The organism is Pandoraea oxalativorans (assembly GCF_000972785.3).
GTDB lineage: Bacteria > Pseudomonadota > Gammaproteobacteria > Burkholderiales > Burkholderiaceae > Pandoraea > Pandoraea oxalativorans.
Window position 1 is genome coordinate 4,366,745 of sequence record NZ_CP011253.3, and the last position, 24,411, is coordinate 4,391,155.

General features: G+C 63.5%; 22 protein-coding genes and 3 pseudogenes. 15 read left to right on the forward strand and 10 right to left on the reverse strand.

Annotated features, from left to right (window positions below; translation table 11 throughout):
* The first annotated feature begins 94 nt into the window (after positions 1–94).
* On the forward strand, positions 95–1,429 hold the full coding sequence (locus MB84_RS19160) for an MFS transporter (protein WP_046294002.1): 1,335 nt from the start codon (positions 95–97) through the stop codon (positions 1,427–1,429).
* Positions 1,430–1,440: 11 nt separating this feature from the next.
* On the opposite strand, the gene MB84_RS19165 is transcribed toward MB84_RS19160, so the two are convergent.
* Genes MB84_RS19165 through MB84_RS19175 form a run of 3 tightly spaced genes read right to left on the reverse strand, consistent with a single transcriptional unit; the run spans position 1,441 to position 2,727 of the window.
* The gene (locus tag MB84_RS19165; protein WP_046292915.1) at positions 1,441–1,890 is read right to left on the reverse strand and encodes a DUF6691 family protein; all 450 of its coding nucleotides are present in this window, start codon (positions 1,888–1,890) and stop codon (positions 1,441–1,443) included.
* Positions 1,887–2,333: a YeeE/YedE family protein gene (locus MB84_RS19170; RefSeq protein ID WP_046292916.1), complete on the reverse strand. Its 447-nt coding sequence runs from the start codon at positions 2,331–2,333 to the stop codon at positions 1,887–1,889. The genes MB84_RS19165 and MB84_RS19170 overlap by 4 nt, the downstream gene beginning before the upstream one ends.
* A gap of 22 nt (positions 2,334–2,355) precedes the next feature.
* A complete protein-coding gene (locus tag MB84_RS19175; protein ID WP_084009871.1) occupies positions 2,356–2,727 on the reverse strand; it encodes an ArsR/SmtB family transcription factor in 372 nt (123 codons plus the stop codon).
* Between the two features lie 131 nt (positions 2,728–2,858).
* Here MB84_RS19175 and MB84_RS19180 point away from each other — a divergent pair, with 131 nt between their 5' ends.
* Positions 2,859–3,728 (forward strand): MBL fold metallo-hydrolase, encoded by an 870-nt coding sequence (locus tag MB84_RS19180; protein ID WP_046292918.1) that lies wholly within the window; start codon positions 2,859–2,861, stop codon positions 3,726–3,728.
* On the opposite strand, the gene MB84_RS19185 is transcribed toward MB84_RS19180, so the two are convergent.
* Positions 3,715–4,656: a LysR family transcriptional regulator gene (locus MB84_RS19185; RefSeq protein ID WP_245725416.1), complete on the reverse strand. Its 942-nt coding sequence runs from the start codon at positions 4,654–4,656 to the stop codon at positions 3,715–3,717. The genes MB84_RS19180 and MB84_RS19185 overlap by 14 nt on opposite strands.
* A gap of 122 nt (positions 4,657–4,778) precedes the next feature.
* Here MB84_RS19185 and MB84_RS19190 point away from each other — a divergent pair, with 122 nt between their 5' ends.
* The 5 genes and pseudogenes from MB84_RS19190 to MB84_RS19210 form a co-directional block, all read left to right on the forward strand.
* Positions 4,779–5,180, forward strand: coding sequence for a tautomerase family protein (locus MB84_RS19190; protein ID WP_046292919.1), 402 nt, complete (start codon positions 4,779–4,781; stop codon positions 5,178–5,180).
* A 196-nt stretch (positions 5,181–5,376) separates the two neighbouring features.
* Entirely contained in the window at positions 5,377–5,763 is a 387-nt protein-coding gene (locus MB84_RS19195; RefSeq protein ID WP_046292920.1) for a YXWGXW repeat-containing protein, read from the forward strand.
* A gap of 236 nt (positions 5,764–5,999) precedes the next feature.
* Complete coding sequence (locus tag MB84_RS30020; RefSeq protein WP_046292921.1) at positions 6,000–6,845, forward strand: ABC transporter substrate-binding protein; 846 nt, start codon at positions 6,000–6,002, stop codon at positions 6,843–6,845.
* Complete coding sequence (locus tag MB84_RS19205) at positions 6,842–7,564, forward strand: amino acid ABC transporter permease (protein WP_046292922.1); 723 nt, start codon at positions 6,842–6,844, stop codon at positions 7,562–7,564. The genes MB84_RS30020 and MB84_RS19205 overlap by 4 nt, the downstream gene beginning before the upstream one ends.
* 85 nt (positions 7,565–7,649) lie before the next feature.
* Positions 7,650–8,381 (forward strand): annotated as a pseudogene (locus tag MB84_RS19210) (amino acid ABC transporter permease); the annotation flags it as partial.
* 127 nt (positions 8,382–8,508) lie between these two features.
* Here MB84_RS19210 and MB84_RS19215 read toward each other — a convergent pair.
* Complete coding sequence (locus MB84_RS19215) at positions 8,509–10,797, reverse strand: NADP-dependent malic enzyme (protein ID WP_046292923.1); 2,289 nt, start codon at positions 10,795–10,797, stop codon at positions 8,509–8,511.
* A 215-nt stretch (positions 10,798–11,012) separates the two neighbouring features.
* On the opposite strand from MB84_RS19215, the gene MB84_RS19220 reads away from it, so the two are divergent.
* The 4 genes and pseudogenes from MB84_RS19220 to MB84_RS19235 all read left to right on the forward strand — a co-directional run bounded on the left by MB84_RS19220 (position 11,013) and on the right by MB84_RS19235 (position 14,585).
* The gene (locus tag MB84_RS19220) at positions 11,013–11,975 is read left to right on the forward strand and encodes a LysR family transcriptional regulator (RefSeq protein WP_046294005.1); all 963 of its coding nucleotides are present in this window, start codon (positions 11,013–11,015) and stop codon (positions 11,973–11,975) included.
* A gap of 181 nt (positions 11,976–12,156) precedes the next feature.
* A complete protein-coding gene (locus MB84_RS19225) occupies positions 12,157–13,461 on the forward strand; it encodes an autotransporter strand-loop-strand O-heptosyltransferase (RefSeq protein ID WP_046292924.1) in 1,305 nt (434 codons plus the stop codon).
* A gap of 213 nt (positions 13,462–13,674) precedes the next feature.
* Positions 13,675–14,151, forward strand: a complete 477-nt coding sequence (locus MB84_RS19230; protein WP_046292925.1) for a helix-turn-helix transcriptional regulator — start codon at positions 13,675–13,677, stop codon at positions 14,149–14,151.
* A pseudogene (locus tag MB84_RS19235) lies at positions 14,148–14,585 on the forward strand (VOC family protein). The gene MB84_RS19230 and the pseudogene MB84_RS19235 overlap by 4 nt, the downstream one beginning before the upstream one ends.
* Before the next feature lie 305 nt (positions 14,586–14,890).
* On the opposite strand, the gene MB84_RS19240 reads toward MB84_RS19235, so the two are convergent.
* Positions 14,891–15,811, reverse strand: a complete 921-nt coding sequence (locus MB84_RS19240; RefSeq protein ID WP_046292926.1) for a LysR family transcriptional regulator — start codon at positions 15,809–15,811, stop codon at positions 14,891–14,893.
* Between the two features lie 124 nt (positions 15,812–15,935).
* Between MB84_RS19240 and leuC the strand changes: the two genes are divergently transcribed.
* The 3 genes from leuC to MB84_RS19255 all read left to right on the forward strand — a co-directional run bounded on the left by leuC (position 15,936) and on the right by MB84_RS19255 (position 19,381).
* Positions 15,936–17,348 carry a 3-isopropylmalate dehydratase large subunit gene (gene leuC / locus MB84_RS19245; RefSeq protein ID WP_046292927.1) on the forward strand — a complete coding sequence of 471 codons (1,413 nt, stop codon included), beginning with the start codon at positions 15,936–15,938 and terminating at the stop codon, positions 17,346–17,348.
* Complete coding sequence (leuD, locus tag MB84_RS19250; RefSeq protein ID WP_046292928.1) at positions 17,341–17,979, forward strand: 3-isopropylmalate dehydratase small subunit; 639 nt, start codon at positions 17,341–17,343, stop codon at positions 17,977–17,979. Before leuC ends, leuD begins: the two co-directional genes overlap by 8 nt.
* Before the next feature lie 79 nt (positions 17,980–18,058).
* Positions 18,059–19,381, forward strand: a complete 1,323-nt coding sequence (locus tag MB84_RS19255) for a 2-hydroxycarboxylate transporter family protein (protein ID WP_046292929.1) — start codon at positions 18,059–18,061, stop codon at positions 19,379–19,381.
* A 63-nt stretch (positions 19,382–19,444) separates the two neighbouring features.
* Here the strand turns inward: MB84_RS19255 and MB84_RS19260 are convergent, their stop codons facing one another.
* A complete protein-coding gene (locus MB84_RS19260) occupies positions 19,445–20,461 on the reverse strand; it encodes a transporter (protein WP_046292930.1) in 1,017 nt (338 codons plus the stop codon).
* Positions 20,462–20,779: 318 nt separating this feature from the next.
* Between MB84_RS19260 and ppk2 the strand changes: the two genes are divergently transcribed.
* Positions 20,780–21,700 carry a polyphosphate kinase 2 gene (gene ppk2 / locus MB84_RS19265; RefSeq protein ID WP_046292931.1) on the forward strand — a complete coding sequence of 307 codons (921 nt, stop codon included), beginning with the start codon at positions 20,780–20,782 and terminating at the stop codon, positions 21,698–21,700.
* On the opposite strand, the gene MB84_RS19270 is transcribed toward ppk2, so the two are convergent.
* The 3 genes and pseudogenes from MB84_RS19270 to MB84_RS19280 form a co-directional block, all read right to left on the reverse strand.
* Complete coding sequence (locus MB84_RS19270; RefSeq protein ID WP_052652588.1) at positions 21,678–23,015, reverse strand: ATP-binding protein; 1,338 nt, start codon at positions 23,013–23,015, stop codon at positions 21,678–21,680. The two genes, ppk2 and MB84_RS19270, sit on opposite strands and share 23 nt — an antisense overlap.
* 143 nt (positions 23,016–23,158) lie before the next feature.
* Positions 23,159–23,887 (reverse strand): annotated as a pseudogene (locus MB84_RS19275) (response regulator); the annotation flags it as partial.
* 17 nt (positions 23,888–23,904) lie between these two features.
* Positions 23,905–24,126: a hypothetical protein gene (locus tag MB84_RS19280; protein ID WP_046292932.1), complete on the reverse strand. Its 222-nt coding sequence runs from the start codon at positions 24,124–24,126 to the stop codon at positions 23,905–23,907.
* Between the last annotated feature and the right edge of the window lie 285 nt (positions 24,127–24,411).

The window sequence follows — 24,411 nt, forward strand, 5'->3', positions numbered from 1 at the left end:
AAATCGTGGGAGAATCCGACTCTTTGCGCCAGCCGTTCCCCCCATCGTGTCGCGCGCCGTCATCATCCCGCTCATCATCGCCTGCGCTTTGTTCATGGAGAACATCGACGCCACGGTGATCACCACTTCGCTGCCAGCCATGGCACGCGACCTCCATCAGGATCCGATTTCACTGAAGATGGCGCTCACCGCATACGTGGTCGGGCTGGGCATCTTCATTCCGATCTGCGGATGGGTCTCCGACCGCTTCGGTGCGCGCAATGTATTCCGCACCGCCATCGGCATCTTCATGGCCGGTTCGATTCTCTGCGCGGTGTCGTTTTCGCTGCCGACCTTCGTCTTTGCCCGCTTCCTGCAAGGCGTGGGCGGCGCGATGATGGTGCCGGTCGGCTGGCTCGTGATCTTCCGCGCGGTACCCAAGCACGATCTGGTGAAAGCCATCGGGTATCTGACCATGCCCGCCCTGCTCGGCCCGGTCATCGGGCCGCCGCTCGGAGGCGCCATCACCGCGTATCTGCACTGGCGCTGGATCTTCTTCGTCAATATTCCCGTGAGCCTGCTCGGCATCTATCTCGCGGGGAAGTACATCGATAACGAGCGCGGTGGCGATGCAGGCCCGCTGGACGCGATTGGCTTCATCCTCTCGGCACTCGGCAGCGGTCTGCTGATGCTGGGATTGGCGATGATCGGCGAGCATCAGGTCAGCGACACGGTCGTGATCGCCATGTGCGTGCTGGGCGGCGTATTCGTCTACGCCTACTGGCGACACGCCAACCGCGTCGAAGCACCGCTGCTGGACTTCCGTCTGATGCGCATTCCGACGTTCCATGCAAGCGTGCTCGGCGGTTCGCTCTTTCGTATCGGCCTGGGTGCGGTGCCGTTCCTGTTGCCGCTGGCGCTACAGGAAGGTCTGCACATGGACCCGTTCGAGTCCGGCATGATCACCTGCGCCTCGGCGTTCGGCGCGATTTTCATGAAGGCGATTGCCCAGCGAGTGCTGGCGCGATTCGGCTTCCGCCAGGTGCTAATCGTGAACGCCGGACTGGCCGGGCTGGCGCTCGCCTCGTACGGACTGTTCACACACAATACGCCGGTCATCGTCATGCTTGGCGTCGTGGCGTTCGGCGGCTTCTTCCCTTCGCTGCAATTCACCTGTCTGAACTCCATCGTCTACGCCGACATCGCGAGCGAGGACGCAAGTCGCGCCACCAGTCTCGCCAGCGTCGTTCAGCAATTGTCCCTGGGGCTTGGGGTAACGATTTCGGGGATGGTGCTGCAGGCGAGCAGCCGACTGGCCGGCCATACCGAGTTGGTGGCGAGCGACTTCATCCCCGCCTTCCTCGTGGTCGGCCTCTTCTCATGGCTGTCCATTCCCGTCACACGGCAACTGCCGGCGGACGCGGGCACGGAACTCGCACGCAAGCACTGAAAGCGGAGGCGTTACTTCGCCCCTTCCCCGCTGGCAGACGTGGCCGAATCGCCAGAGGTCACGACGGCATGCACCGCCATGCCAACGATCATCGCGACGACGAACACCAGCGCCTTGCCCGATCCCGCGCCAAGCAGCACGAGCGCGGGACCGGGGCAAATCCCCGCGATCCCCCAGCCAACGCCGAACAATAACGCGCCGCTCACCAGCCGCTTGTCGAGACCCTTCATGGCAGGCCAGGCGCGAGGCTCGCCGGTCCACGCCAGCGCTTGCGAGTGCGCAAGCCGAAACCCCGCGAGTCCCACCGCGATTGCGCCGCCCATCACGAAAGCGAGCGACGGATCCCATTTGCCTGCGATGTCCAGAAATCCGAGCACCTTCGCGGGATTCGCCATGCCCGCGAGAATCAGTCCCAGCCCGAACGCCAAGCCGCCGATGAGAGCGAAGAGCATCTTTTTCATGCGGCACCTCCGACATGAAGCACATGACGCACGACATACACCGTCAGGAGTCCCGTCGCCATGAAGCACAGCGCCGCGACGAGCGAGCGCCAGGACAGGCGCGACAGCCCGCACACACCGTGTCCGCTGGTGCAGCCAGAGCCGAGCCGGGTGCCGAAGCCGACCAGCAGGCCCGCAGCGACGAGCATCGCCGTGCTCGCCTCCACCTGCACGTCAGGCACGATCGCCACGGCGCGGTACACCCACGGTGCAGCCATCAGGCCGACGATGAATGCGACGCGCCAGGCCACGTCGCCCGCACGAGGCCGCAATAACTCGCCCGCGATGCCGGAGATGCCTGCAATCCGGCCGGCAGATAACATCAGCCAGACGGCCGCAATGCCGATCAGCACACCACCCGCAAGCGATGCCCACGGCGTGAAATGAAGGGTGTCGAGTGTCATGAGGAGAGGCTCCGTCGTGGAGTCAGGATCGCGGACAGAACTGATCGTAGAGACACGCCAGCACGGCGAGCACGGCGCCTTGCGCCACGGCGTAGTAGATGCGCTTGCCGTCGCGTCGGGTCGTCACCAGCGCTTCGCTGCGCAGCACGGCGAGTTGCTGAGAGAGCGTGGGCTGCCGAATATCGAGCTGCGCTTCAAGTTCGCCCACCGATCGCTCGCCCTGAGTGAGCTGACACAGGATAAGCAGACGGTCCTCGTTGGCGAGGGCACGCAACAGCGCCGTCGCGTCGTGCGCAGCGGCACGCAAGCGCGCGAGGTCGAGCGACGCAGCCCAGGCGACAGCCTCAGAAGGGGCGACAGGCGCAACATGGGATAGCGCAGTGACTCGTAGCATGGCAGGATCGATGCAAATCAGGAAACCGGACCGCGACCCAATGTCGCGCCCTTTCGCAGGATGTCACGTGTAACGCGTACACTTTACCGATTTATAATATATGAATCGATAAATTTTCGCAGGAGCCGGTCATGTCAGCCACGCCAGCACACATCGAAGCCTTTTTCGACATGGTCACCTCCACGGTGACTTACGTCGTATTCGATGCGCCCGGCGGTCGCGCGGCGATCATCGACCCGGTGCTCGATTACGACCCGAAGGCCGGTCGCACGCACACCGGTTCGGCCGAGCGCGTGCTCCACTTCGTCGCTGCGCAGAAGCTGACGGTGGACTGGATTCTCGAGACGCATGCGCACGCCGACCACCTGTCATCGGCCCGCTGGCTCAAGGAGCGTGTGGGCGGACGAATCGCCATCGGCGCGCACATCCGCGACGTGCAGCACGTCTTCAAGAAGCTGTTCCATCTGGGCGCAGACGTGCCGCCCGACGGCTCGCAATTCGACCATCTGTTCGAAGATGGAGAGACGTTCGCCATCGGCGCATTGCAGGCCGAGGCGATGTTCGTACCGGGCCACACGCCAGCGGACATGGCGTACCGGGTGGGCAATGCCGTCTTCGTGGGCGACACCCTGTTCATGCCCGACGTGGGCACCGCACGATGCGACTTCCCCGGCGGCAACGCGCACACGTTGTTCCGCTCGATCCGACGCCTGCTGACCCTGCCCGAATCGACGCGTCTTTACGTGTGTCACGACTATCCACCGGCTGGGCGCACGGCGCATTGGCAGACGACCGTGGGCGAGCAACGGCGCGCGAACATCCATGTGCACGAGGGCATCGACGAGGACGCCTTCGTCGCGATGCGCGAAGCGCGCGACCGCACGCTCGACATGCCGACGCTGATCCTGCCCGCCGTGCAGGTGAACATCCGCGCAGGCGACATGCCCGCGCCGGAGGCGAACGGCACGCGCTATCTGAAGATTCCGCTCAACGCGCTGTAACCGACATAGCCGACATAGCCGATGTAGCCGAAGGCAGCGACGCAGACGTCGTCAGATGTTCGGCCAGCGCGTCGCGGGCCTGCGTCACCCACTCGGGCTCACCCCGGCGCGCTGGTAGCAGATGAAACTCGGCTTCCGGCAGCGGCGGCAAGCGCCGCCCCGGCATCAGCTTGTCGACACGCGCGAGCGATGGGCCCGCCGCCGACGTATTCAGACACGCCACGCCCAACCCCGCACTCAGCGCCAACTGCAAGCCCGCCACCCCCGACGCCACATGCGCGATCGTGTACGGCACCTGCTGCTCGTCGAGCCATTGCGTCGTGAAGCGATGCAACGCGCACGTGTCGGGCAGCACCAGCAGCGGTAGCGGCGCATCCGCGTCCAGCGTGAAATCCGAAGACGCCACCCAGTCGAGCGGCTCGCGTCCGAGCGCACGGGTGCCTGCGACGGCATCGCGCCCCAGCGACTTGCCAAGAATGCGCATCGACAAGCCGATATCGAAGTCACCCGCGTCGTAACCGCTCTCGATTACGCCGCTTTTCAGAATCGTCACGTGGATGCGCAACGACGGATACGCCACGCCGAGATGCCGGAGCATGCGCGCCACATCGCCAGGACGGAAGTAGTCGGTGATCGCTAGCCGCAACTCTCCCGAGAGCGAAAAACCACGCACGTCATGCCAGGCGCTTTCCGACTGCGCGAGCAGAAGCCTCGCGTGCCCGAGCAGCCGCTCGCCGGCCGGCGTCGTCGCCACGCCCTGCTTGCCGCGCGTGAACAACGTCACGCCGATACGCTCTTCGAGCTTGCGCATCTGCTCACTGACCGAGGATTGCGACAGAAACACGCGGGGTGCTGCAGCCGACAGACTGCCCGCCTCGGCAACGGCCACAAAGGTACGCAACTGGTCAAAATCGAATCCGGGAGCCATGACCTCATCCATTTGAGAAACCGATGGATGAAATCGTACATTCCCGCTTTTCCGATGTCAAATATCTCCCTAGACTGAAGTCGTTGTCACTGCACCGACTCTCACTCTCAAGGAGCTTCACCATGCCGCACATCGTCCTCCAACTCTCCGGCACACCCGACGACACGCTCTCGCGCAATGCCGTTCGCATCGTCTCGCAACTGACTGTCGACATCTTGCACAAGGCACCGGAAGTCATCGCCGTGAGCGTCGATTACATTCCGCACGAACGTTGGTTCATCGGCGGCACGCCACTTTCGGAGCAAGGCAAGAACGCTTTCCATCTGGATATCAGCGTGACGGACGAAACGAATACGAAAGCCGAAAAGGCGCGGTTCATTGCACAGGTATTCGAATCGCTGTCCGGCTTGCTTGGCAACGTGCACGAATGCTCGTACATCCAGGTGATCGACGCGCGTGCTGCGGCGTATGGCTATGGCGGTCGCACGCAGGAGTACCGGCATCAGCGTGCGCCGTCGTTGTGAGTATTCGCTGACACAGTTGACCAGGCGTCGACCGAAAGCCGAACGATGGCCAACGTCGCCGAAGTGAATGTTTACGCGGCTTTTCGCGGGATGGATCGAAACAATTTCAACATTTTCTTACGACTATTAGCTTCGTAACCGACGCGCCCCCTCGTACGATGAAGGCGTACTCAAACTTCGCTACAAGGGGGCGAAAATGAAAAAACTGACGCTGACCATCGCACTCGTTACTGCCACGCTAGGCGGCTTTGCCATCGCACCGGCGCACGCCCAGGTGGGCGTGTCCATCAGCATCGGCGCACCGCCGCCGCCGCGTTATGAACCGGTGCCGCCGCCGCGTGCGGGCTACGTCTGGGCCCCGGGCTTCTGGGACTGGGACGGCCATCGTCACGACTGGCGCGCCGGTCACTGGGAGCGTGCCCGTCCGGGTTACGCCTACCGTGCACCGGCCTGGCATCAGGGCCCGCATGGCTGGGAACTGAACCGTGGCGGATGGGATCATGGCGGCCCGGACCGTCATGACAATCGCGGCCACGGCGACCATGGCGACCACGATCACGATCATGACCGCTATCACGGGTAATCGTTGCTGATTCGAGACGTGGCATCGAAACGCCGGCGCTTATAAGCGCCGGCGTTTTGCTAAGAAAAATCGGTTGGTTGGGCGTGAGCACGTGCGCCGTTATCGTAGGCATCCGCTCGCTGCTACCCGCAGCGAGGTCTCAGTCGTTCTCTGTCCATCGGCGCTTATCGCATCACCCACGCGCGAACGACTTAGGGACACACAACGGATCGTTGATCATCGGAGCCCAACAGGCCATGCAAAATAATATTCGCCAACCACGCACACGTCTTGTCGTTTCCTCCATCGCTGCGGCACTGCTGTCCATCGCCGCCCTCGCACCACTCGCCGCGCACGCCGACAAGCTCGACGACATCAAGAAGGCAGGCGTGCTGCGCGTCGCAACGTTCGACAGCAATCCTCCGTTCGGCTACGTCGATGCGAAGTCGCACAAGATTGTCGGCCTCGACGTCGATTACGCGAAGGCACTCGCCGACAAGCTCGGCGTGAAACTCGAACTGCAACCGACGAACCCGGCCAACCGGATTCCGTTCCTCACGTCGAAGAAGGTCGATCTCGTACTGGCCAACTTCACGATCACGGACGAGCGCGCCAAGCAGGTCGATTTCAGCATTCCCTATTTCTCCTCGGGCCAGCAGTTCCTCGCGAAAAAAGGCACGTTGTCGTCGCCGGATCAGTTGAGTGCGCTGCGCATCGGTGCAGACAAGGGCACGACAAACGAAATTACGCTTCGTGAGAAATTCCCGAAAGCGACCATCGTCGCGTTCGACGACACACCGTTCGCTTTCGCCGCGCTGCGCACGGGCACTGTGCAGGCCATCACGCAGGACGGGCCGAAGCTCGTCGGCCTGCTCGCCAATGTGCCGGACAAGCAGAACTACGAGATCCCTGCCTTCACGATTTCAAACGACTACATGGGCGTGGGCGTACCGAAGGGCGAGGCGCGGCTGACGACGTTCGTGAACGACACGCTGCGCGATCTGGAAAAGGACGGCACCGCCGCCAACATCTACGACCGCTGGTTCGGTCCGAAGTCGGCCCAGCCGTTGCCGCGTCTGTTCAAGATCGGCGACAAGGCGTGACCGACTGGCTCGCTCCGAAGTATCTCGACTGGCTGTTCACGGGCTTCGGCGTCACCGTCGCACTGGCTCTCGCGGCCAGCGCCACGGCGACGCTGCTCGGCTTCGGGCTGGCCGTGGCGCGCAACTCGCACAGCGCGTTGTTCGCCCGCCCCGCGACCGCGTACGTTGCGCTCATGCGCAACACACCGCTGCTCGTCCAGCTCTTCTTCTGGTACTTCGGCGTCGCAGCGCTGCTGCCTGCGAGTGCCGTGCAATGGCTCTCGCAGGCACATGTCTGGCATGTCGTGCTGTTCGACATTCGCTGGCCCACGCTGGAGACGCTCGCCGGTTTCATCGGCCTCACGCTTTACACAACGGCGTTCATCGGCGAAGAGATTCGCGCGGGCTTGCGAGGCGTGCCTGCCGGACAAACGCACGCAGCCGCCGCGCTCGGCCTGAGCCGCTTCGCGATCTTCCGTCATGTCGTGCTGCCGCAGGCGGTGCGCATCGCGATGCCACCGTTGTTCGGGCAATACATGAACGTGGTGAAGAACTCGTCGCTGACGATGGCGATCGGCCTCGCGGAACTCTCGTATGCCTCACGTCAGGTCGAGACGGAAACGTTCAAGACGTTTCAGGCGTTCGGCATCGCCACGCTGCTTTACGTCGGTGCGATTGCGCTGATCGAAGCCGTCAGCATGGTCACGACACATCGTCACGCCACCGCCCCTTCGCGTTGATCTCGCCGATCTCGCCGATCTCGCCGATCTCGCCGATCTCACCGATCCCACCGCGCCCGACGCCAGCGATCTCCCGGAAGTCCTCATGAATTTCTCCGCCGTCTTCGACAACCTGCCCTACCTGCTCTGGGGGGACTTTCCCGACGGTCCGCTCTCCGGCGCCGCGCTCACGCTGGTGCTCGCCACAGTGAGCGCAGTGGCGTCCGGTGTCCTGGGTCTGGCGGGCGGCATTGCCCTTGCGATGCTCGGCGGCCCGGCGCGCTGGGCGCTGACGTTCGTGATCGGTTTTTTTCGCGCCATTCCGGTGCTGATGCTGATCTTCTGGACGTACTTTCTGCTGCCGATTCTGTTCGGCGTCGACGTGCCCGGGCTCGCCACGGTAGCGTGCGCGCTCGCGCTGATCGGCGGCGCGTATCTCTCGCACACGGTCTACGCGGGGATTCGCGGCGTGGGCACGGCGCAATGGCAGGCCGGTATGTCGCTCGGCCTCACGCGCGTGCAGACATTGCGCCACGTCGTGCTGCCGCAGGCCCTGCGCATCATGACGCCGTCGTTCGTCAATCAGTGGATTTCGCTGGTGAAAGACACATCGCTCGCGTACATCGTCGGCGTGGCGGAGTTGTCGTTCGTCGCTACACAGGTCAACAGTCGGCTCATGGTCTACCCGGCGGAGGTGTTCGCGTTCGTGGCGCTGATCTACTTCGTGATGTGCACTGCGCTCGACTGGCTTTGCACGACGCTGCTGGGCAACCCCCTGCAACCGCGAGCAAGCGATCCGGCACACGCAAAAGCAAAACCCCGGCGAGGCTGGCAGCGCATCGTATCGATACGTGTGCCAACCCTGCCGGGGCTTGCAAGACTCACTCGACGGCTAAGCCGTCTGGCGCATCGCGATCGACGTCGCGCCCCGGAACAACTGCCGGAGCATCGACGTCGGGTCGACTTCAGTCGCGATTGGCCTGGATGACGGTCAGGGCCGTCATGTTGATGATGCGTCGCACGGTCGAGCTGGACGTCAGCACGTTGACCGGTGCGCCCACGCCCAACAGGAACGGGCCGACGGCGACGTTGCTGCCCGCGCCCGTCTTCAGCAAGTTGTAGGCGATATTGCCGGAGTCGACGTTCGGGCACACCAGCAGATTGGCGGCCCCCTTCAGACGCGAATGCGGCAGGATACGGCTGCGCAGACCTTCGTCGAGCGCGCAGTCGCCGTGCATTTCGCCGTCGATCTCCAGATCCGGCGCTTGCGTAGTCACCATCTCCAGCACACGGCGCATCTTCGTGCCCGACGCCGCACTGCCCGAGCCGAAGTTCGAGCGCGAGAGCAGCGCGACCTTCGGGTTGAGGTTCAGACGCGTCATCTGCTTCGCCGCCGCCAGTGTGAACTCGGTGATCTGTTCGGCCGTCGGATCGTCGTTCACGTGCGTGTCGACCAGTGCCACCGTGCGCTTGTCGAGCAGCAGGATGTTCATCGCGGCGTAGGTGTTCGCGCCCGGCTGCTTGCCGATGACTTCATCGACGAAGCGCAGGTGGTCGTGATACGCACCGACCGTGCCGCAGATCATGCCATCGGCGTCGCCCAGACGCACCATCATCGCGCCGATCAGCGTGAGACGGCGGCGCATCTCGACACGCGCCATTTCCTTGGTGATGCCGTCGCGACAACGCAGCTCCCAGTAGCTGGTCCAGTACTGGTGGAAACGCTCGTCGTAGTACGGGTTGGTGACTTCGACGTCTTCGCCCAGACGCAGACGCAGACCGAACTTCTCGATGCGAGCGAGCAGCACTTCCGGACGACCGACCAGAATCGGGCGCGCCAGCTTCTCGTCGACGATCACCTGCACGGCGCGCAGCACGCGCTCCTCTTCCCCTTCGGCGAACACGATGCGCGACTTGCCGCCGTCACGCACGAGTTGCTTCGCGGCCGAGAAGATCGGCTTCATGAACGCGCCCGAGTGGTACACGAACTGCTGCAACTGGTCGGCGTAGGCGTCGAAGTCGGTGATCGGACGCGTGGCCACGCCGTCTTCCATCGCCGCGCGCGCCACGGCCGGCGCGATGCGCACGATCAGACGCGAGTCGAACGGCTTCGGAATCAGGTATTCCGGCCCGAACGACAGGTCGTACGCGCCGTAGGCATTGGCGACGGAGTCGTTCAGTTCCTCCTGCGCCAGACCGGCAATCGCGTGCACGGCGGCGATTTCCATGTTGCGCGTGATGGTGGTGGCACCCACGTCGAGCGCACCGCGGAAGATGTACGGGAAGCACAGCACGTTGTTGACCTGGTTCGGGAAGTCCGAACGGCCGGTCGCGAGCACCACGTCTTCACGGGCGGCACGGGCGTCTTCCGGGAAGATTTCCGGGGTCGGGTTGGCCAGCGCCAGAATCAGCGGACGGGCGGCCATGTTCTTGAGCATTTCCGGCTTGAGCACGCCACCGGCGGACAGGCCGAGGAAGACGTCGGCGCCGTCGATCACTTCGGCGAGCGTGCGCTTGTCGGTCTTCTGGGCGAAACGCGCCTTGTCCGGGTCCATGCCGACCGTACGGCCTTCGAACACCACGCCGTCGATATCCGTCGCCCAGATGTTCTCCAGAGGCAGGCCGAGGTCGATCATGAGGTCCAGACAGGCGAGGGCTGCGGCACCCGCGCCCGAGGTCACGACCTTCACTTCGCGGATGTCCTTGCCCACGACCTTCAGGCCGTTGATGAACGCGGCGCTCACGGTGATGGCGGTGCCGTGCTGGTCATCGTGGAAGACGGGGATCTTCATGCGCTCGCGCAGCTTGCGCTCGACCGTGAAGCACTCCGGGGCCTTGATGTCTTCGAGGTTGATGCCGCCGAACGTGGCTTCGAGGCTGGCGATGATGTCGACCAGCTTGTCGGGGTCGCTCTCGGTCACTTCGATGTCGAACACATCGATGCCAGCGAATTTCTTGAAGAGGACGGCCTTGCCTTCCATGACCGGCTTGGAGGCGAGCGCGCCGATGTTGCCCAGACCGAGCACGGCGGAGCCGTTGGTGATCACGCCCACGAGGTTGCCACGGCCGGTGTACTTGAACGATGCCGAGGGGTCGGCCGCGATTTCCTGACACGGAATAGCGACGCCCGGGGTGTAGGCGAGCGCCAGATCGCGCTGGGTGACGAGCGGCTTGCTGGCCGTCACGGAGATCTTGCCCGGGGTCGGGAACTGGTGATACTCCAGGGCGGCCTGGTGATCGTTGCTGTTGCTCATGGCAATGTCGTCCTCGTAGGTTCTCTGAACTTGTGTCTCGCTCTGTTTTGCGCGGCGAACCGTTCTGATGACGGCTGTCGACCTTGGCGCGTACAGGTGAGGCCATTCTAGGGAGACGCCAGCGGGCGACGATTCTGAATTACTATGGGGGCATCATATTTTCGATATAAGCCCCGAACATCGGGGGTTTCAGGGGTTCAGGACAGATGGTGGCGGTGCCTTTCGATACCGGGGAAGTGGTCCGGCGGCTGACGACCCGGCTCAAGATGCGTCATCTCGTGCTGTTGTTGCAGATTCAGCAGCACGGCTCGCTCACGCGCGTGGCCGAGCATATGGCGACGAGCCAGCCAGCCGTGACCAGCGCGCTGGCCGAGCTGGAAAGCATGCTGGGCGGCCCGCTCTTCGACCGCACCCCGCGCGGCATGACGCCGACACCGCTTGGCGACGTCGTGCTGGCCCGCGCGCAGGCGATGGTCCACGATCTCGACCACCTGACCCGCGATATCGAAGCCGTCATGGCCGGGCATGCGGCCCGCCTTCAGGTCGGCGTGATCCCGTACATCTCCGGCAAGATCCTCTGCGCCGCCATCCAGCAGACGCTGGCCCAGATTCCCCAACGCCTGACCGTCACCCTGCACGAAGGCACCAGCGAATCGCTGATGGCGCAATTGCGCGATCACACGCTGGACGTGGTGATCGCCCGCGCAGCGGCGAACGTCGACGTCACGCAGGTGCAGTTCGAAGTCCTGCACCATCAGGCCCCGCGCGTCGTGGCGAGCCGTCGTCTGGCGGCCCGGCTGGGGCGCAGCGCCCCGGTGTGGGCGCAACTGGCGGAACTCGACTGGGTCATGGGCGCGCCGAATACGCCGATGCGCGACCAGCTCTCCGACCTGTTCCTGCATGCCGGGGTGGTGCCGCCCGTGCCTGTGGTGGAGAGCTTTTCGTCCCGGTTGACGGGCGAATTGCTGGCCAGCAGCGAGCGCGCCGTGTCGTTACTACCCGCCGATATCGCCGAGGAACTGGTGCGTATCGCGGGCGTGGCCATCGTGCCCTGGTCGCTCACGTGGACGCTGCCGCCGGTGGCCATGTTCACCCGCCGCGAGAACCCGCGCGAGACGCACCGGCGCTTTACGCAGGCGCTGCGCGCCCAGTATCAGTTGATGGCGGGGACGTCCTGAGCGTTCTGCGCTTCGCGCGTCTGTGCCGGACCTGACGTCGCGCGAATACCTTGCCGACATGTCCCCCGAAAGGCGCTGAAAGTCCCTTTGCCGTCAAAACCGGCGAATTTCGGGAAATGAGGCCTTTTCAGCTCGTTTCCCGCACGATTGCCAGATTTGTGTCCGTCGTATTGTGTGGCTCATGAACGACGCCGTCCCCCTCCCCATTCAGAACACCGCGACATCGGCCGCCCCTGCATCGGCCGGGACGCCGCTTGTCTCGCCCCCCGTCACCCCATTCGTCGCGTCTGCGCAGCAGATCTTTCTGGCCCCGGCGCTGCTACCCACGCAGGTCGGTCCTGCCGGGCTGCGCTTCGACTTCAACGACGGCGCGCGCGTGGTCATCCCCGACTTCGGTCAGCCACTGCCGTGGCGCGTGCGCATCAGCGATTTGCGCGACGACAGCACGCTCACGGAAGTCTCGCTGTCGTCGGGCGTGGTGCGCAGCCCCGCGAAGTACTACGTGCCATATGGCATCACGATCTGGCTGAACGACGTGGTGGTCTTCGAGCATCGCTTCGACCTGCGCGATCAGGATGTGCTGATCCAGATTCCGCTGGCGGCCCTGGGCGATGTGTTGGGATGGATTCCGTACGCCCTGCGTTTCAAGGACGTGCATGGCTGTCGGCTGGCGTGCGTGGTCACGCCAGCGGTGGCCGCGCTGTTCCGCGACGCGCATCCCGACGTCGAATTCGTTGCTCAGGAGAAGGTGGAGCGGCGCAAGTACTACGCGACCTACAACGTCGGTCTGTTCTTCGACGATAAGGAGTTCACCCAGCAACCCCGCGACTTTCGCGAGACGGGACTGCACCGTACGGCCGCACACATTCTCGGCGTCGACGACTCGGAAGCACGGGCGAAGACAGCGCTGCCGGACGTGTCACGTCCGATGGCCGAGCCCTATGTCTGCATCGCCGTGCAAAGCACGGCGCAGTGCAAGTACTGGAATCGGCCAGGGGGATGGGACACCGTCGTTGCAGGCTTGCGTGAGCGTGGCTTTCAGGTGGTGTGCGTCGATCAGAAACCGCGCTACGGCAAGAACGATTTCTGGCAATCGATCCCCGAGGGGGCCATCGATGCGACGGGCGACCTGCCGCTGACCGAACGCGCGCGCTGGCTGATGCACGCGAGCGCCTTCGTCGGCTTGTCGAGCGGCCTGTCGTGGCTGGCGTGGACGATGGACACACCGACGGTCCTCATCTCCGGCTTTACCCTGCCGCACAACGAGTTCGCGACCCCGTACCGCGTGATCAACCCCGCCGTCTGCACGGGCTGCTGGCACGACCCCGCCATCCGCTACAACCACGACGACTTCCACTTCTGCCCGCGCCACAAAGGCACAGAACGTGCGTTCGAATGCACGACGTCGATTACACCGGAAGCGGTATTGTCGGCGGTGGATAGGGTGCCCGGGATGCGTCGAACACCGGACGCTTCGTGTTCGTAAAATCGAGCCTTATCTGCGCAAAGATCGATTTCACGAACATGCGCGTATTGATCACTGCTTCACGTTAGCGGCTGCCTGAACGGCATGACGTGGGTTGGGCCTAAACTACCCACACCCTTCCCTGCGCCGTCAGCCCTCATGCCCGCCAAAGCACGCAGCCCCGCCACCACTCCGACAAGCGCCACGTCCACCGAGCCGCCTGCGCTCGCCTCTATGCAGTCGCCTGCACTGCTTCGCCGCTTGCTGCGCGCCAGGGACCGCATGGATGCCGCCTCGCACGAGGCGTGGCCCGTCAAGCGACTCGCGGAGGTCAGCGGCACGTCCGAGGCGCACTTCTCCCGTTCGTTCAAACAGGCCTTCGGACTCCCCCCGCATCGCTATTTGCTAACCCGGCGCATCGAACAGGCCAGTACGCTCCTGCGCGACACCGACTTCAACATCACGGAAATCGCCTTTGCGACTGGCTGGGAGAGCATCGGCACCTTCGGACGGATCTTTCGCGACATCACAGGACAGAGTCCCGGCGAATTTCGCGAGCAGGTACGGGCCAGTGGCGCGCCACCGGCTCAGGTGCCGGGCTGCGTCCTGAAGGCGGCACAGCGGCCCGATCTCAACATCGCAGTTTTGGAGAAGCGCCGCCGCATGGCCGGCGGTAAAGTCCCTCCATCAACCAACGAGGAGGTCTTATGAACGAAGGAATTGGCGTGGTGGGGCTGTATGTCGACGATCAGGACGAAGCGCTCGCGTTCTATGTCGACAAGCTCGGTTTTCGCGTTCACACCGATGTGCGCAACGGCCCGTACCGCTGGCTGACCGTGCAGCATCCCGATCAGCCCACGTTCCAGCTCGGCCTGTTTGCGCCCGGTGCACCGATTCACGACGACGCCACCGCGTAGACGCTGCGTGCCATGGTCGCCAAGGGCGCCATGCCGCCGCTCGTGCTCTACGTGGCCGACTGCCGCGCGCACTACGCGCGACTCAAGGAGAAAGGCGTGGAATTTACGCAAGAGCCGGTGGACCGCTACGGCAGCGTCGATGCCGGTTTCCGCGATCCGGCAGGCAACGGCTGGAAGATGATTCAGCCGCCGAAAGAAGCGAAGTTAGGAAGTGACGCAATAAAGTGAAATGCCTGCGCCGCCACACCCGTCGGGGTAAGCGGCGCAGCGTCGCGTCGCGTCGCGCTTACGCTTGATGCAACTGACGTCCCACGTCGAACATCGCCCCGAATTCGACCGCAGGCATGGGCACCCCGAACAGGTAGCCCTGCCCCTCGTCGCAACCGAGTCGACGCCACTTCCGCGTCGCGATAGAAGCTCGCGCGATTCGCGATGCCCGTCAGCACATCGGTGCTAGCGAGCCGCCGCAACACTTCACCGCCCTCGCGCAGCGTGCTGAGGTCATGCACGTGCGATACGCGAATATTTTTAATTCAGTGCGCGGTGCCGCCGACATCCCGATTCAATTCACGTGCCAGATAGCGCTCCATAAACTCGACAAAGAGCCGTACCTTGGCCGAGAGATTGAGCCGCTCCGGATAGATTGCGTAGATATCCGCGGCCGGTAACGCCCAGTCGCTCAGCAATTGCGTCAGTGCATTCGACGCCAGTGCGGATTGCACATCCCATTCAGACCTCACGAGCACACCGTGCCCGTCGAGCGCCCAGCGCAGCGTCGCCTCGCCGTCGTTGCTGCTCATCGCCCCGTGCACCTTTACCAGTTCGTGCCGCTTGCCCTTGGTGAAATGCCACGTGCCGTATGCGGTGTCGTTCTCGCGCAGCACGATGCACAGATGATTGCGCAGATCGTCGGGCACCTTCGGCACGCCGTGGCGCGCCAGGTATTTCGGGGACGCGCACACCAGACGCCGGTTCGCCGCGATGCGTCGACCCACCACGCGCTGGTCGGGCAGTTCGCCGAAGCGAATACCGACGTCGAACGCGAACTCGGCCAGATTCATCGGTCGGTCTGTCAGATCGAGCTGCACTTCGACCTCGGGATACTGCTCGCGAAATTCGGATAGCGCGGGCACGACATGGCGGCGTCCAAAGCCGAACGTCGCGTTCACCTTCAGCAGACCGCGCGGCAAGTCGCGACTGCTCGACACCATGCGCTCAAGCTCCTGCACCTGTTCGATGATCTTCGAGCCGGTGCCGAGATACAGCTCGCCCTCGTGCGTCATCGCCAGTCGGCGGGTAGTGCGGTTCAGCAGCTTGACGCCCAGCCGTCGCTCCAACTGGCTCAGCCGCGCGCTGATTGCCGGGGGCGTCACGCCAAGGTCGCGCGCCAGCGCCGACAGGCTGCCTAACGTCACCAGACGGGCGAAGAATTCCAGATCGGCAATGGCATCCATTATTAAATTCAACTTAAAAATAGGTTAAGCGAATATGCATTTTGCGATTCTATGAACGAATTAGACTGCACGCAAGGTTGCGAGACACAGCAAAACGACGACCGCCCCCTTCGTGGAGTACCTCATGGGACAAACGCTTTACCAAAAGATCGTGCGAAGCCATACGGCCTTCGACGTCGATGCGCAGCACGTCGCGCTCTATGCCGACCTGCACATCATGAACGAGTACACGAGCCCGCAAGCCTTCGCGGGACTGGCCGAGAAGGGCCTGCCGGTGCGCTGCCCGGAGAAGCAGATGGGGATCGTAGATCACGTCATTCCCACGCACCCGGTGCCGGTCGGCAAGCGCACCATCGTGATCGACGCGGCCGCCCATCAGGCCGCGAACTTCACCCGCAACTGCCAGAAGCACGGCATTCATCTGTTCGACGTGACGGACCCGGAGCAAGGCATCGAACACGTCGTGGCCCCGGAACTGGGGTTGATCCGCCCCGGCATGGTGGTGCTTTGCGGCGACAGCCACACGACCACCTACGGGGCACTCGGAGCGCTGGGTTTCGGCATCGGCACGTCGGAAGTCGAACACGTGCTGGCGACCCAAACGCTCATTTACCGTGTGGCACGCGACATGCGCATCCACGTCGACGGCACGCTGGCAGGCGGCACCACGTCAAAAGACCTCGTGCTGTACATCATTGCCCGTATCGGGGCGCAAGGCGCACGCGGTTTCGTCGTCGAGTACACGGGCGCGGCCATCGAAGCACTGTCTGCCGAAGCCCGCATGACGTTGTGCAACATGACCGTCGAGGCGGGCGCGCGCGGCGCGCTCATCGCCCCCGACGCCACCACGCTGCAATACGTCGGCGATCACATTCGCGATCTGTCCGGCGACGCGCTGGACGACGCCAAAACCCGTTGGCTCGCGCTGCGCTCCGACGAGGATGCCACTTTCGATATCACGCACCGTTTCGATGCCGCCGACGTCGCGCCCTTCGTGACGTGGGGCACGAGCCCCGATCAGGCCATTGCGATCAACGCACGCATTCCTTCGCTGTCGGAAGACGAAGTCGAGCGCCACAACGCGTCGAAAGCGCTGGGCTACATGGGGCTCGACGCCGGTCAGTCGCTCGATGGCTTGCCCATCGATCATGTCTTCATCGGGTCCTGCACCAACGCACGTATCGAAGACCTGCGCGCGATTGCGGAGATCGTGCGAGGTCACAAGGTGGCCGACGGCGTACGGGCGATGGTCGTGCCGGGGTCGGGCCGCGTACGCGATCAGGCCGAGCGTGAAGGCATTGCCGATGCGCTCAAAGACGCCGGTTTCGAATGGCGTCAACCGGGCTGCTCGATGTGCCTCGCCATGAACGACGACATTCTCAAGCCCGGTCAGCGATGCGCATCGACCACCAACCGCAATTTCGAGGGACGTCAGGGACGCGGCGCACGCACGCATCTGATGAGCCCCGCCATGGCCGCCGCCGCCGCCATCGCCGGGCGCATCGTCGATATTCGCAAGGAGACCGCTCATGGCTGAGCACACGATCGTAGCTGGCACGGCCGCCCCGCTGCCGCTGAACAATCTGGATACGGACCAGATCATGCCCAAGCAATTTCTGCTGGGCATCGACAAGTCCGGCCTCGCGCGCGGCGTGCTGTACGACCTGCGCACGAATGCCGACGGCACACCCGACGACACGTTCGTGCTGAACCGTGCGGCGTATCGCGACGCACGCATTCTGGTGGCCGGGGCCAACTTCGGTTGCGGGTCGAGCCGTGAGCACGCGGTGTGGGAGTTGCAGCAATCGGGGATCGAAGCGGTCATCGCACCGAGCTTCGGCGAGATCTTCTACTTCAACGCGCAGAACAACCGTCTGTTGCTGATCGTGCTGGCTCCGGAAGCGATCGCGAAGCTGACCGAGACCGTGAGCGATCCCGCGCAAAACGCTTTGACTATCGACGTCGAGCGCCAGTGTGTGGTGACGGCAAGCGGCGAGTCGTTCGCGTTCGATCTGCCGCCGCGTCAGAAGCGCATGTTCGTGGAGGGTCTCGACATGATCGGCATGACGCTCAAGGACAGCGACGCCATCGCCACATTCGAAGCCCGCCATCGCACCGAATTCCCCTGGATGCAAATCGATCTGCCCAGACAACAACGTACCGCCTGAGTGAGAAGAGGCGCACGGCCGTCAGCCGGTACCGCAAGCGCCCTCACCGGACAGGTATTCCATCCTTTCAGGAGACACCATGAAAAGCCAGGCCACTCAGGCGAGCGCGACGCCGCTCGCCGCCCCCTCTCTGATGTCGAAATTCACCATCGGCGGCGCACCGCTGCCGATGTTCGTCGCCATTGCCGTCATCACCGGTCTTGCGGCTGTCACCGGACGCCTGCCCGCCGACATGATCGGCGGCTTCGCGGTGCTGATGATCGCAGGCATGTTGCTCGGCGAGATCGGTGGCGGGATTCCGGTCTTCAAGCACATCGGCGGCCCCGCGATTCTCTGTCTGTTCGTACCTGCCGCATTGCTCGGCAACGGGCTGATGGACGACGCGATCTTCAAGGCGATCACCGTCACGATGAAGACGGCGAACCTGCAATATCTCTACATCGCGTGTCTGGTGGCGGGCAGCATGCTCGGCATGAATCGGAAAATCCTGATTCAGGGCTTTCTGAAGATGTTCGTGCCGCTGCTGATCGGCACACTCGCCGCGATTGCTGCCGGATGCCTCGCTGGGGTGCCGTTCGGCTTCAGCCCGCGTCACACGTTCTTCTTCATCGTCATGCCGATTCTCGGTGGCGGTATCGGCGAGGGCATTCTGCCGTTGTCGATCGGCTATTCGGAGATCACGGGCGAGACACAGGGGCATCTGATCGCGACGATGGTCCCCGCTGCGCTCATCGGCAATGTCGTGGCGATTCTTTCGGCGGGGCTGCTCAAGCGCTTCGGTGAGAAGCGTCCGCAATACAACGGCAACGGCATGCTCGTGCGCAGCGGCGAAGATCGCGTGCTGCTCGAAGGGCAGAACGTAGAACACGCGCTGGATCTGCGTCTGATGGGACACGGTTTGCTGCTCGCGTGCACGCTGTTCATTCTCGGCGCATTGCTCGCGCCCGTGACCGGCATTCCGGGGCCGGTGCTGATGATCGTCGCAGCAGCGGTGCTGAAGGTGTCGCGCCTGATTCCGCAAAGCATGGAGACCGGCGCGTATCAGATGTACAAGTTCATGTCGACGAACCTGACGTTCGCGATTCTGGTCGGGCTCGGGACGTTGTTCGTGTCGTGGGACAAACTCGTCGGTGCGTTCTCGACGGCCTATTTCGTGATCTGCGCTTCGACGGTGATCGCGATGGTCGTCTCGGGATTCTTCGTCGGCATGTGGCTGAAGATGTTCCCGGTCGAGTCGGCCATCGTCACCGCCTGTCATAGCGGTCTGGGCGGCACGGGCGACGTGGCGATTCTGTCGTCGTCCAATCGCATGGGACTGATGCCGTTCGCGCAGATTTCCACGCGTATCGGCGGTGCCGGGATGGTGGTGATCGCAACGCTGCTGATGAAGTTCTGGCACTGACGCGCAAGCGCGGATAGCCCCGCACGTTTAACCGACTCCCCTTGGGCCGTGGCGGTCCGGACCTCAGTCCGGCCGCCGCCGGAACGCCCACCAGCCAGCGGCCGCAGTGCCCGTCGCGACGATAAACACCAGCACCCAGAAGCCATGCGGATGATCCGCGAGCGGAATGCCGCCGACGTTCATCCCGAAAAAGCCCGCCACGATGTTGATGGGCAATGCGAGTACGGTCACGACCGTCAGCGTGTAAATGGTGCGGTCGGTGCGCTCGCTGACCATTGCCGCAATTTCTTCCTGAAGCAACTTGATGCGCTCGAGCAACGCCGACAAGTCATTGAGGACGACGGCGAACTCTTCCGTCGCCTGACGGAATTCCTGAACGTCGTCGGCATGGCCCCAAATCGGCGGGCGACTCAGCAGACGAAAGAGCGCCGCCGGCTCCGGTGCGAGCAGACGTTGCAGGCGCACGAGCACCCGCCGCAACGACCCGAGGTCGGCTCGGTTGCTCTCAATGCGCTGTTGCAACAGGCGGTCTTCGACGGTGTCCACGCGGCGGCTCGTCTCGCGCACGATGCGCTCAAGCACGTCCGCCTGATCGCGCAGCAGGTGCACGAGCAAGGCGAGCGGCGAGCGGAAGGCGTCACCCCGTTTGACGGACGCGCGTAGCTTGTCGATGGAGCGCAACGGTTTCACGCGTCCGGTCACGAGCAGGCGGGCGTTGGCCGCCACACGCAGCGTCGAGATCTCGGACTGCGCGATGTCGAACGCGAAAATCACGTCGTTGATGACGGCCAGCAGCCAATCGTCGGAATGTTCGATGCGCGTGGAGCGCGACCCTTCGCTCAGGCTTTCGTAGAACTCTTCGGGCAGGTGCATCTGCTGCTTGAGCCACTTCTCGCACGCGGCGTGCGCGAAGTTGAAATGCAGCCAGAGGAAGCCGTCGGCGCGCTCGCCCCTCGCCAGCCACGCCAGCGCCTCGGTCGAATCCACCGGTTGCGGGGGCGCGCCATCGGTGAAACGATAGCCATAGATCAGACCCGCCTGATCGCAGCCATATGCATTGTGAGCTAATTCGGCGAACATGCGCGCGGTATCTTTGACGAGGCGTGGGGGACGGACGTGAACCGCACCGCAGTACGGTGGGACTTGCCATCATGACAATCTCATATTTCGTTTTTGTGACAATTTCGGCATGCTCGCGAATCCCACGGAATAAGGTGGCGGCACCGCCGGGCGGGGCACGCGCGGGAACTACGTCACGTAGCATTCGTCAACGCCATGCTGGTGTCATAAAATCGTCGCATACTGGAACGCATGATCGGGCGCGCATTTTGTCCGTCCGCCGTCACCCGGGCAGTACGGGGTGCCTTTTGTGTTTGCTGGCCGTAAGAGATCGTCGCCATGACTAAATTCGATTCCGACGCCGACCACGACGCAATGCTTACGCGTCGTCTCCAAGATGACCTGATCGACAGTTACGACGAAGAGATCGAGATGGAAATCGACGATCTGCGTCTGCCCGGTCTGAACGATCTGAGCGCGCAGGCGCGCGACGACCGTCTGCACTATTTCCGTGAGCTGTTCCGCCTTCAGGGCGAGTTGGTAAAGTTGCAGGACTGGGTGATTCGCAGCCGTCACCGTCTCGTGGTGATCTTCGAGGGCCGCGATGCCGCCGGCAAGGGCGGCGCGATCAAGCGCATCACGCAGCGCCTGAATCCTCGCGTGTGCCGTGTGGCTGCACTGCCTGCACCTAACGATCGCGAACGCACGCAGTGGTATTTCCAGCGCTATGTCCAGCATCTGCCGGCCGCCGGCGAGATCGTGCTGTTCGACCGTAGCTGGTACAACCGCGCCGGTGTCGAGCATGTGATGGGCTTTTGCACGGAGAACGAGTACCAGGAGTTTTTCCGCTCGGTGCCGGAGTTCGAGAAAATGCTGGTGCGCAGCGGCATCCAGATCGTCAAATACTGGTTCTCGATTTCGGACGAAGAGCAGGAAGCGCGCTTCATGGCCCGCATTCAGGATCCGCTCAAGCAGTGGAAGTTGAGCCCGATGGATCTGGAGAGCCGCACGCGCTGGGAGAAGTACACGGTCGCGAAGGAAGTGATGCTCGAGCGCACGCACATTCCGGAAGCGCCGTGGTGGGTGGTGCAGGCCGACGACAAGAAGCGCGCCCGTCTGAACTGCATTCATCACCTGCTCAACCAGGTGCCGTATCACGACGTGGAGCGCTCGCAGGTAGTGCTACCCGAGCGCGCCCGCAGCGAGAGCTATATGCGTCACCCGGTGCCCTCGGAGATCATCGTGCCGGAGATTTACTGAGCATCGGCAGTTTGAGCGTCACACGCAATCCGCCGCCGGGCGATCGGTCGAGACGTACGGCCCCCCCCAGTCCTTCCACGAGCCGCCCGACGAGCGACAGTCCGAGTCCGCAGTGGCCTTCGCCGCCTCGCGAGGCGTCGAGCCGCACGAACGGACGCATCGCGAGCGCCACCTGATCGTCCGGGATGCCCTTGCCGCAGTCGCTGACTTCGATGTATCCGGTCGCCTCGTCGCGCCACGTCGCCAGCCGAACGGTCGGCTCACCGTGCTCCAGCGCGTTGTCGACGAGGTTCGACATCACCCGGTCGAGCAGCGTGCGCGGCAGCATGAATTCGGGCCCGGCGCGCAAGTTGCTGACGAATAGCGAGGCGTCGTCGGTGGCTTCGCCGGTTCGCTTGACAGCGAGGGTGACGGCGTCGGAATCGGGGGTTTCTTCGTCTGCCGGAAATTGTTCTCGCAGGAACGCATCGACGCCGATCAACGGGCTGGTATCGGCTTCGTCTCTCGCATAGGCGAGAAATTGCTGAACGATGTGGTCGATGGACGCGATATCGCGCACGAAGCCATCGCGTGAATGCTCGCTGTCGATGAGGTCGGCGCGCAAGCGAAGACGCGTGAGCGGCGATTTCAGATCATGGGCGATGCCTGCGAGCATGATGGCCTGATTGTCTTCGGCTTCGGCCAGCCGCTTGGCCATCTCGTTGAACGCATGGGTGAGGTCGCGCAGCTCGTGCGGCCCTTGCTCGGGCAACAATGCGGGACGCCGTCCGCGCGCGATCACCCGGGCCGCATGTGCGAGCCGGGCAATGGGGCGCTGCATCTGCCATGCAACGAGCAGCGCGAGCAGCACGGCACCGATGAGAATACCGACGGTCTCGCGCACGAACGGTGGCATCGGCGGAAGATCGAGTCCGATGACGATCCACTCGTCGCGTTGCGGCAGCAGCACCCAGATATTGCTGCGTTTGCGTGCGTCGACGATATGGAGTTGGGTACCTGGCGGCAGACGCGAGAGCAGTTCGTGACGAAGACGCGTGCCGCGCTCATCGCTCACTTCGTTGGTGAAACTCGGCGTTTGCGCCACAGGAACACGACGCACGCCATGCGGTGGCGCGAGACTGCCAGGATCGACAGCACTTTGATCGACGCTTTGTATGGCCACCAGCAAGCCTCGGGCGAAGCCGTCGACTTGCTGGCGCGGACGCTGGTAGAACACCAGCGCGCTCCACACGAGATGCATCACCAGCAAGACGGCAATGCCCAGCCACGCCATGCGCGCAAACAGTGAGTCGCGCAGCAACCAACGCAAATTCACGCAGCGGACTCCCGCCAGCCGCGCACAGTGCGCTTGCCTGCCGATGCCGTGGTCGCGAGCGACATACCGCCGTCGCCGACACTGCCGACACTGCCGACGCCGCCGATCCCACCTGCATCGCCCATTCCGTCTGAGCGCTCGCGCGCGTCGGACGTCGCACCCTCGGTCAGTTCGCCGCCCGGCACGAATACGTAGCCTTTGCCGCGAATGGTCTGGATGTAGCGCGGCTCCGACGGATCGGCTTCGATGAGACGGCGCAGACGCCACACGGGCACATCGAGGCTACGGTCACGGAAGGCGATGCCATCGCCATACAGCATGGCGTGCAGTTTGACGCGCGGCAGCACCTGCATGGGATGCTGGGTGAACGCCTTGAGCATGGCGAATTCGGTATCGCGCAGCGGCAGGCGCTCGCCCTCGCGCTGGAGGGTGCGCAGCGTGTAATCCAGCTCGAACGGGCCGAATCGGTACGGTGCACGAGCGTCCGGCGCACTGGCGGCCACCGGGCCACGGCGGCGCAGCACCGCGTGAATACGTGCCAGCAACTCGCGCGGATCGAACGGCTTCGCAAGGTAATCGTCGGCACCCAACTCAAGACCCAGCGCGCGATCGAGCGGGCCACCACGCGCCGACAACATGATGACGGGGATATCCTCGCCCGCCGCACGCAAGTCCTGCAATGCACGCAGGCCGTCGCGCTCCGGCATCATGATGTCGAGCAAAATGACGGACGGCCGTTCGAGTTCCAACCGGCGCAACAACGACGCGCCGTTGTGAAGCACCGAGACCTGCATGCCATTGGCGTGCAGCAATTCGCGCAACAGGTCGCGAACGACAGGATCGTCGTCGACCAGAAGAACATGCAGACTCATGAATATTTCTCGGTAAATTAGGTTGCGCGCGGTGCCGTCGCGTTTTGCGACAGTTTCACTGCATCGTCCTGCGTGACGGACACGGGCTCCGGCGTGCTGGAGAGCGCCCGCAGCGCGTTGGCATATCGATCTGCTCCCGACGCCGCACGATGTGTGCCGACCGTCGAAGCCGCCCCTTGTCCCGGCAAACGCCAGGCACGATGTACCGCTGCGTCCGGTGAACCAATGGTAATGGCCATGCTTTGTACCCCTGCTTGACGAGATACACCGCAGTTTGCGCGCCCGTCCAGTGAAGCGTTGACCGAAGCATCCAACAGAATGGCGTCCAATCCTTATTTCAGAAAGGATTGGTAAGGCGGACTGAGATCATTTCACGGCCCAATGGCGACACCAAAGGCTCGAAAATCGAGATTTCGTCGATGTTGAGCGATTTAGGGCGAAATTATAGCCAATTTGGCGATCCCGATTCGTTGTATCCACCTTCCATCGCTCCCCCGGCATCGCCGCCAAACGCCAACGACAGC

Excerpts from the sequence above, each read along its gene's own strand:
- MB84_RS19160 (WP_046294002.1), top strand. The coding sequence starts at position 95 with ATGGAGAACATCGACGCCACGGTGATCACCACTTCGCTGCCAGCCATG.
- MB84_RS19165 (WP_046292915.1), bottom strand. The coding sequence starts at position 1,890 with ATGAAAAAGATGCTCTTCGCTCTCATCGGCGGCTTGGCGTTCGGGCTG.
- MB84_RS19170 (WP_046292916.1), bottom strand. The coding sequence starts at position 2,333 with ATGACACTCGACACCCTTCATTTCACGCCGTGGGCATCGCTTGCGGGT.
- MB84_RS19175 (WP_084009871.1), bottom strand. The coding sequence starts at position 2,727 with ATGCTACGAGTCACTGCGCTATCCCATGTTGCGCCTGTCGCCCCTTCT.
- MB84_RS19180 (WP_046292918.1), top strand. The coding sequence starts at position 2,859 with ATGTCAGCCACGCCAGCACACATCGAAGCCTTTTTCGACATGGTCACC.
- MB84_RS19185 (WP_245725416.1), bottom strand. The coding sequence starts at position 4,656 with ATGGCTCCCGGATTCGATTTTGACCAGTTGCGTACCTTTGTGGCCGTT.
- MB84_RS19190 (WP_046292919.1), top strand. The coding sequence starts at position 4,779 with ATGCCGCACATCGTCCTCCAACTCTCCGGCACACCCGACGACACGCTC.
- MB84_RS19195 (WP_046292920.1), top strand. The coding sequence starts at position 5,377 with ATGAAAAAACTGACGCTGACCATCGCACTCGTTACTGCCACGCTAGGC.
- MB84_RS30020 (WP_046292921.1), top strand. The coding sequence starts at position 6,000 with ATGCAAAATAATATTCGCCAACCACGCACACGTCTTGTCGTTTCCTCC.
- MB84_RS19215 (WP_046292923.1), bottom strand. The coding sequence starts at position 10,797 with ATGAGCAACAGCAACGATCACCAGGCCGCCCTGGAGTATCACCAGTTC.
- MB84_RS19225 (WP_046292924.1), top strand. The coding sequence starts at position 12,157 with ATGAACGACGCCGTCCCCCTCCCCATTCAGAACACCGCGACATCGGCC.
- MB84_RS19230 (WP_046292925.1), top strand. The coding sequence starts at position 13,675 with ATGCAGTCGCCTGCACTGCTTCGCCGCTTGCTGCGCGCCAGGGACCGC.
- MB84_RS19240 (WP_046292926.1), bottom strand. The coding sequence starts at position 15,811 with ATGGATGCCATTGCCGATCTGGAATTCTTCGCCCGTCTGGTGACGTTA.
- leuC (WP_046292927.1), top strand. The coding sequence starts at position 15,936 with ATGGGACAAACGCTTTACCAAAAGATCGTGCGAAGCCATACGGCCTTC.
- leuD (WP_046292928.1), top strand. The coding sequence starts at position 17,341 with ATGGCTGAGCACACGATCGTAGCTGGCACGGCCGCCCCGCTGCCGCTG.
- MB84_RS19255 (WP_046292929.1), top strand. The coding sequence starts at position 18,059 with ATGAAAAGCCAGGCCACTCAGGCGAGCGCGACGCCGCTCGCCGCCCCC.
- MB84_RS19260 (WP_046292930.1), bottom strand. The coding sequence starts at position 20,461 with ATGTTCGCCGAATTAGCTCACAATGCATATGGCTGCGATCAGGCGGGT.
- ppk2 (WP_046292931.1), top strand. The coding sequence starts at position 20,780 with ATGACTAAATTCGATTCCGACGCCGACCACGACGCAATGCTTACGCGT.
- MB84_RS19280 (WP_046292932.1), bottom strand. The coding sequence starts at position 24,126 with ATGGCCATTACCATTGGTTCACCGGACGCAGCGGTACATCGTGCCTGG.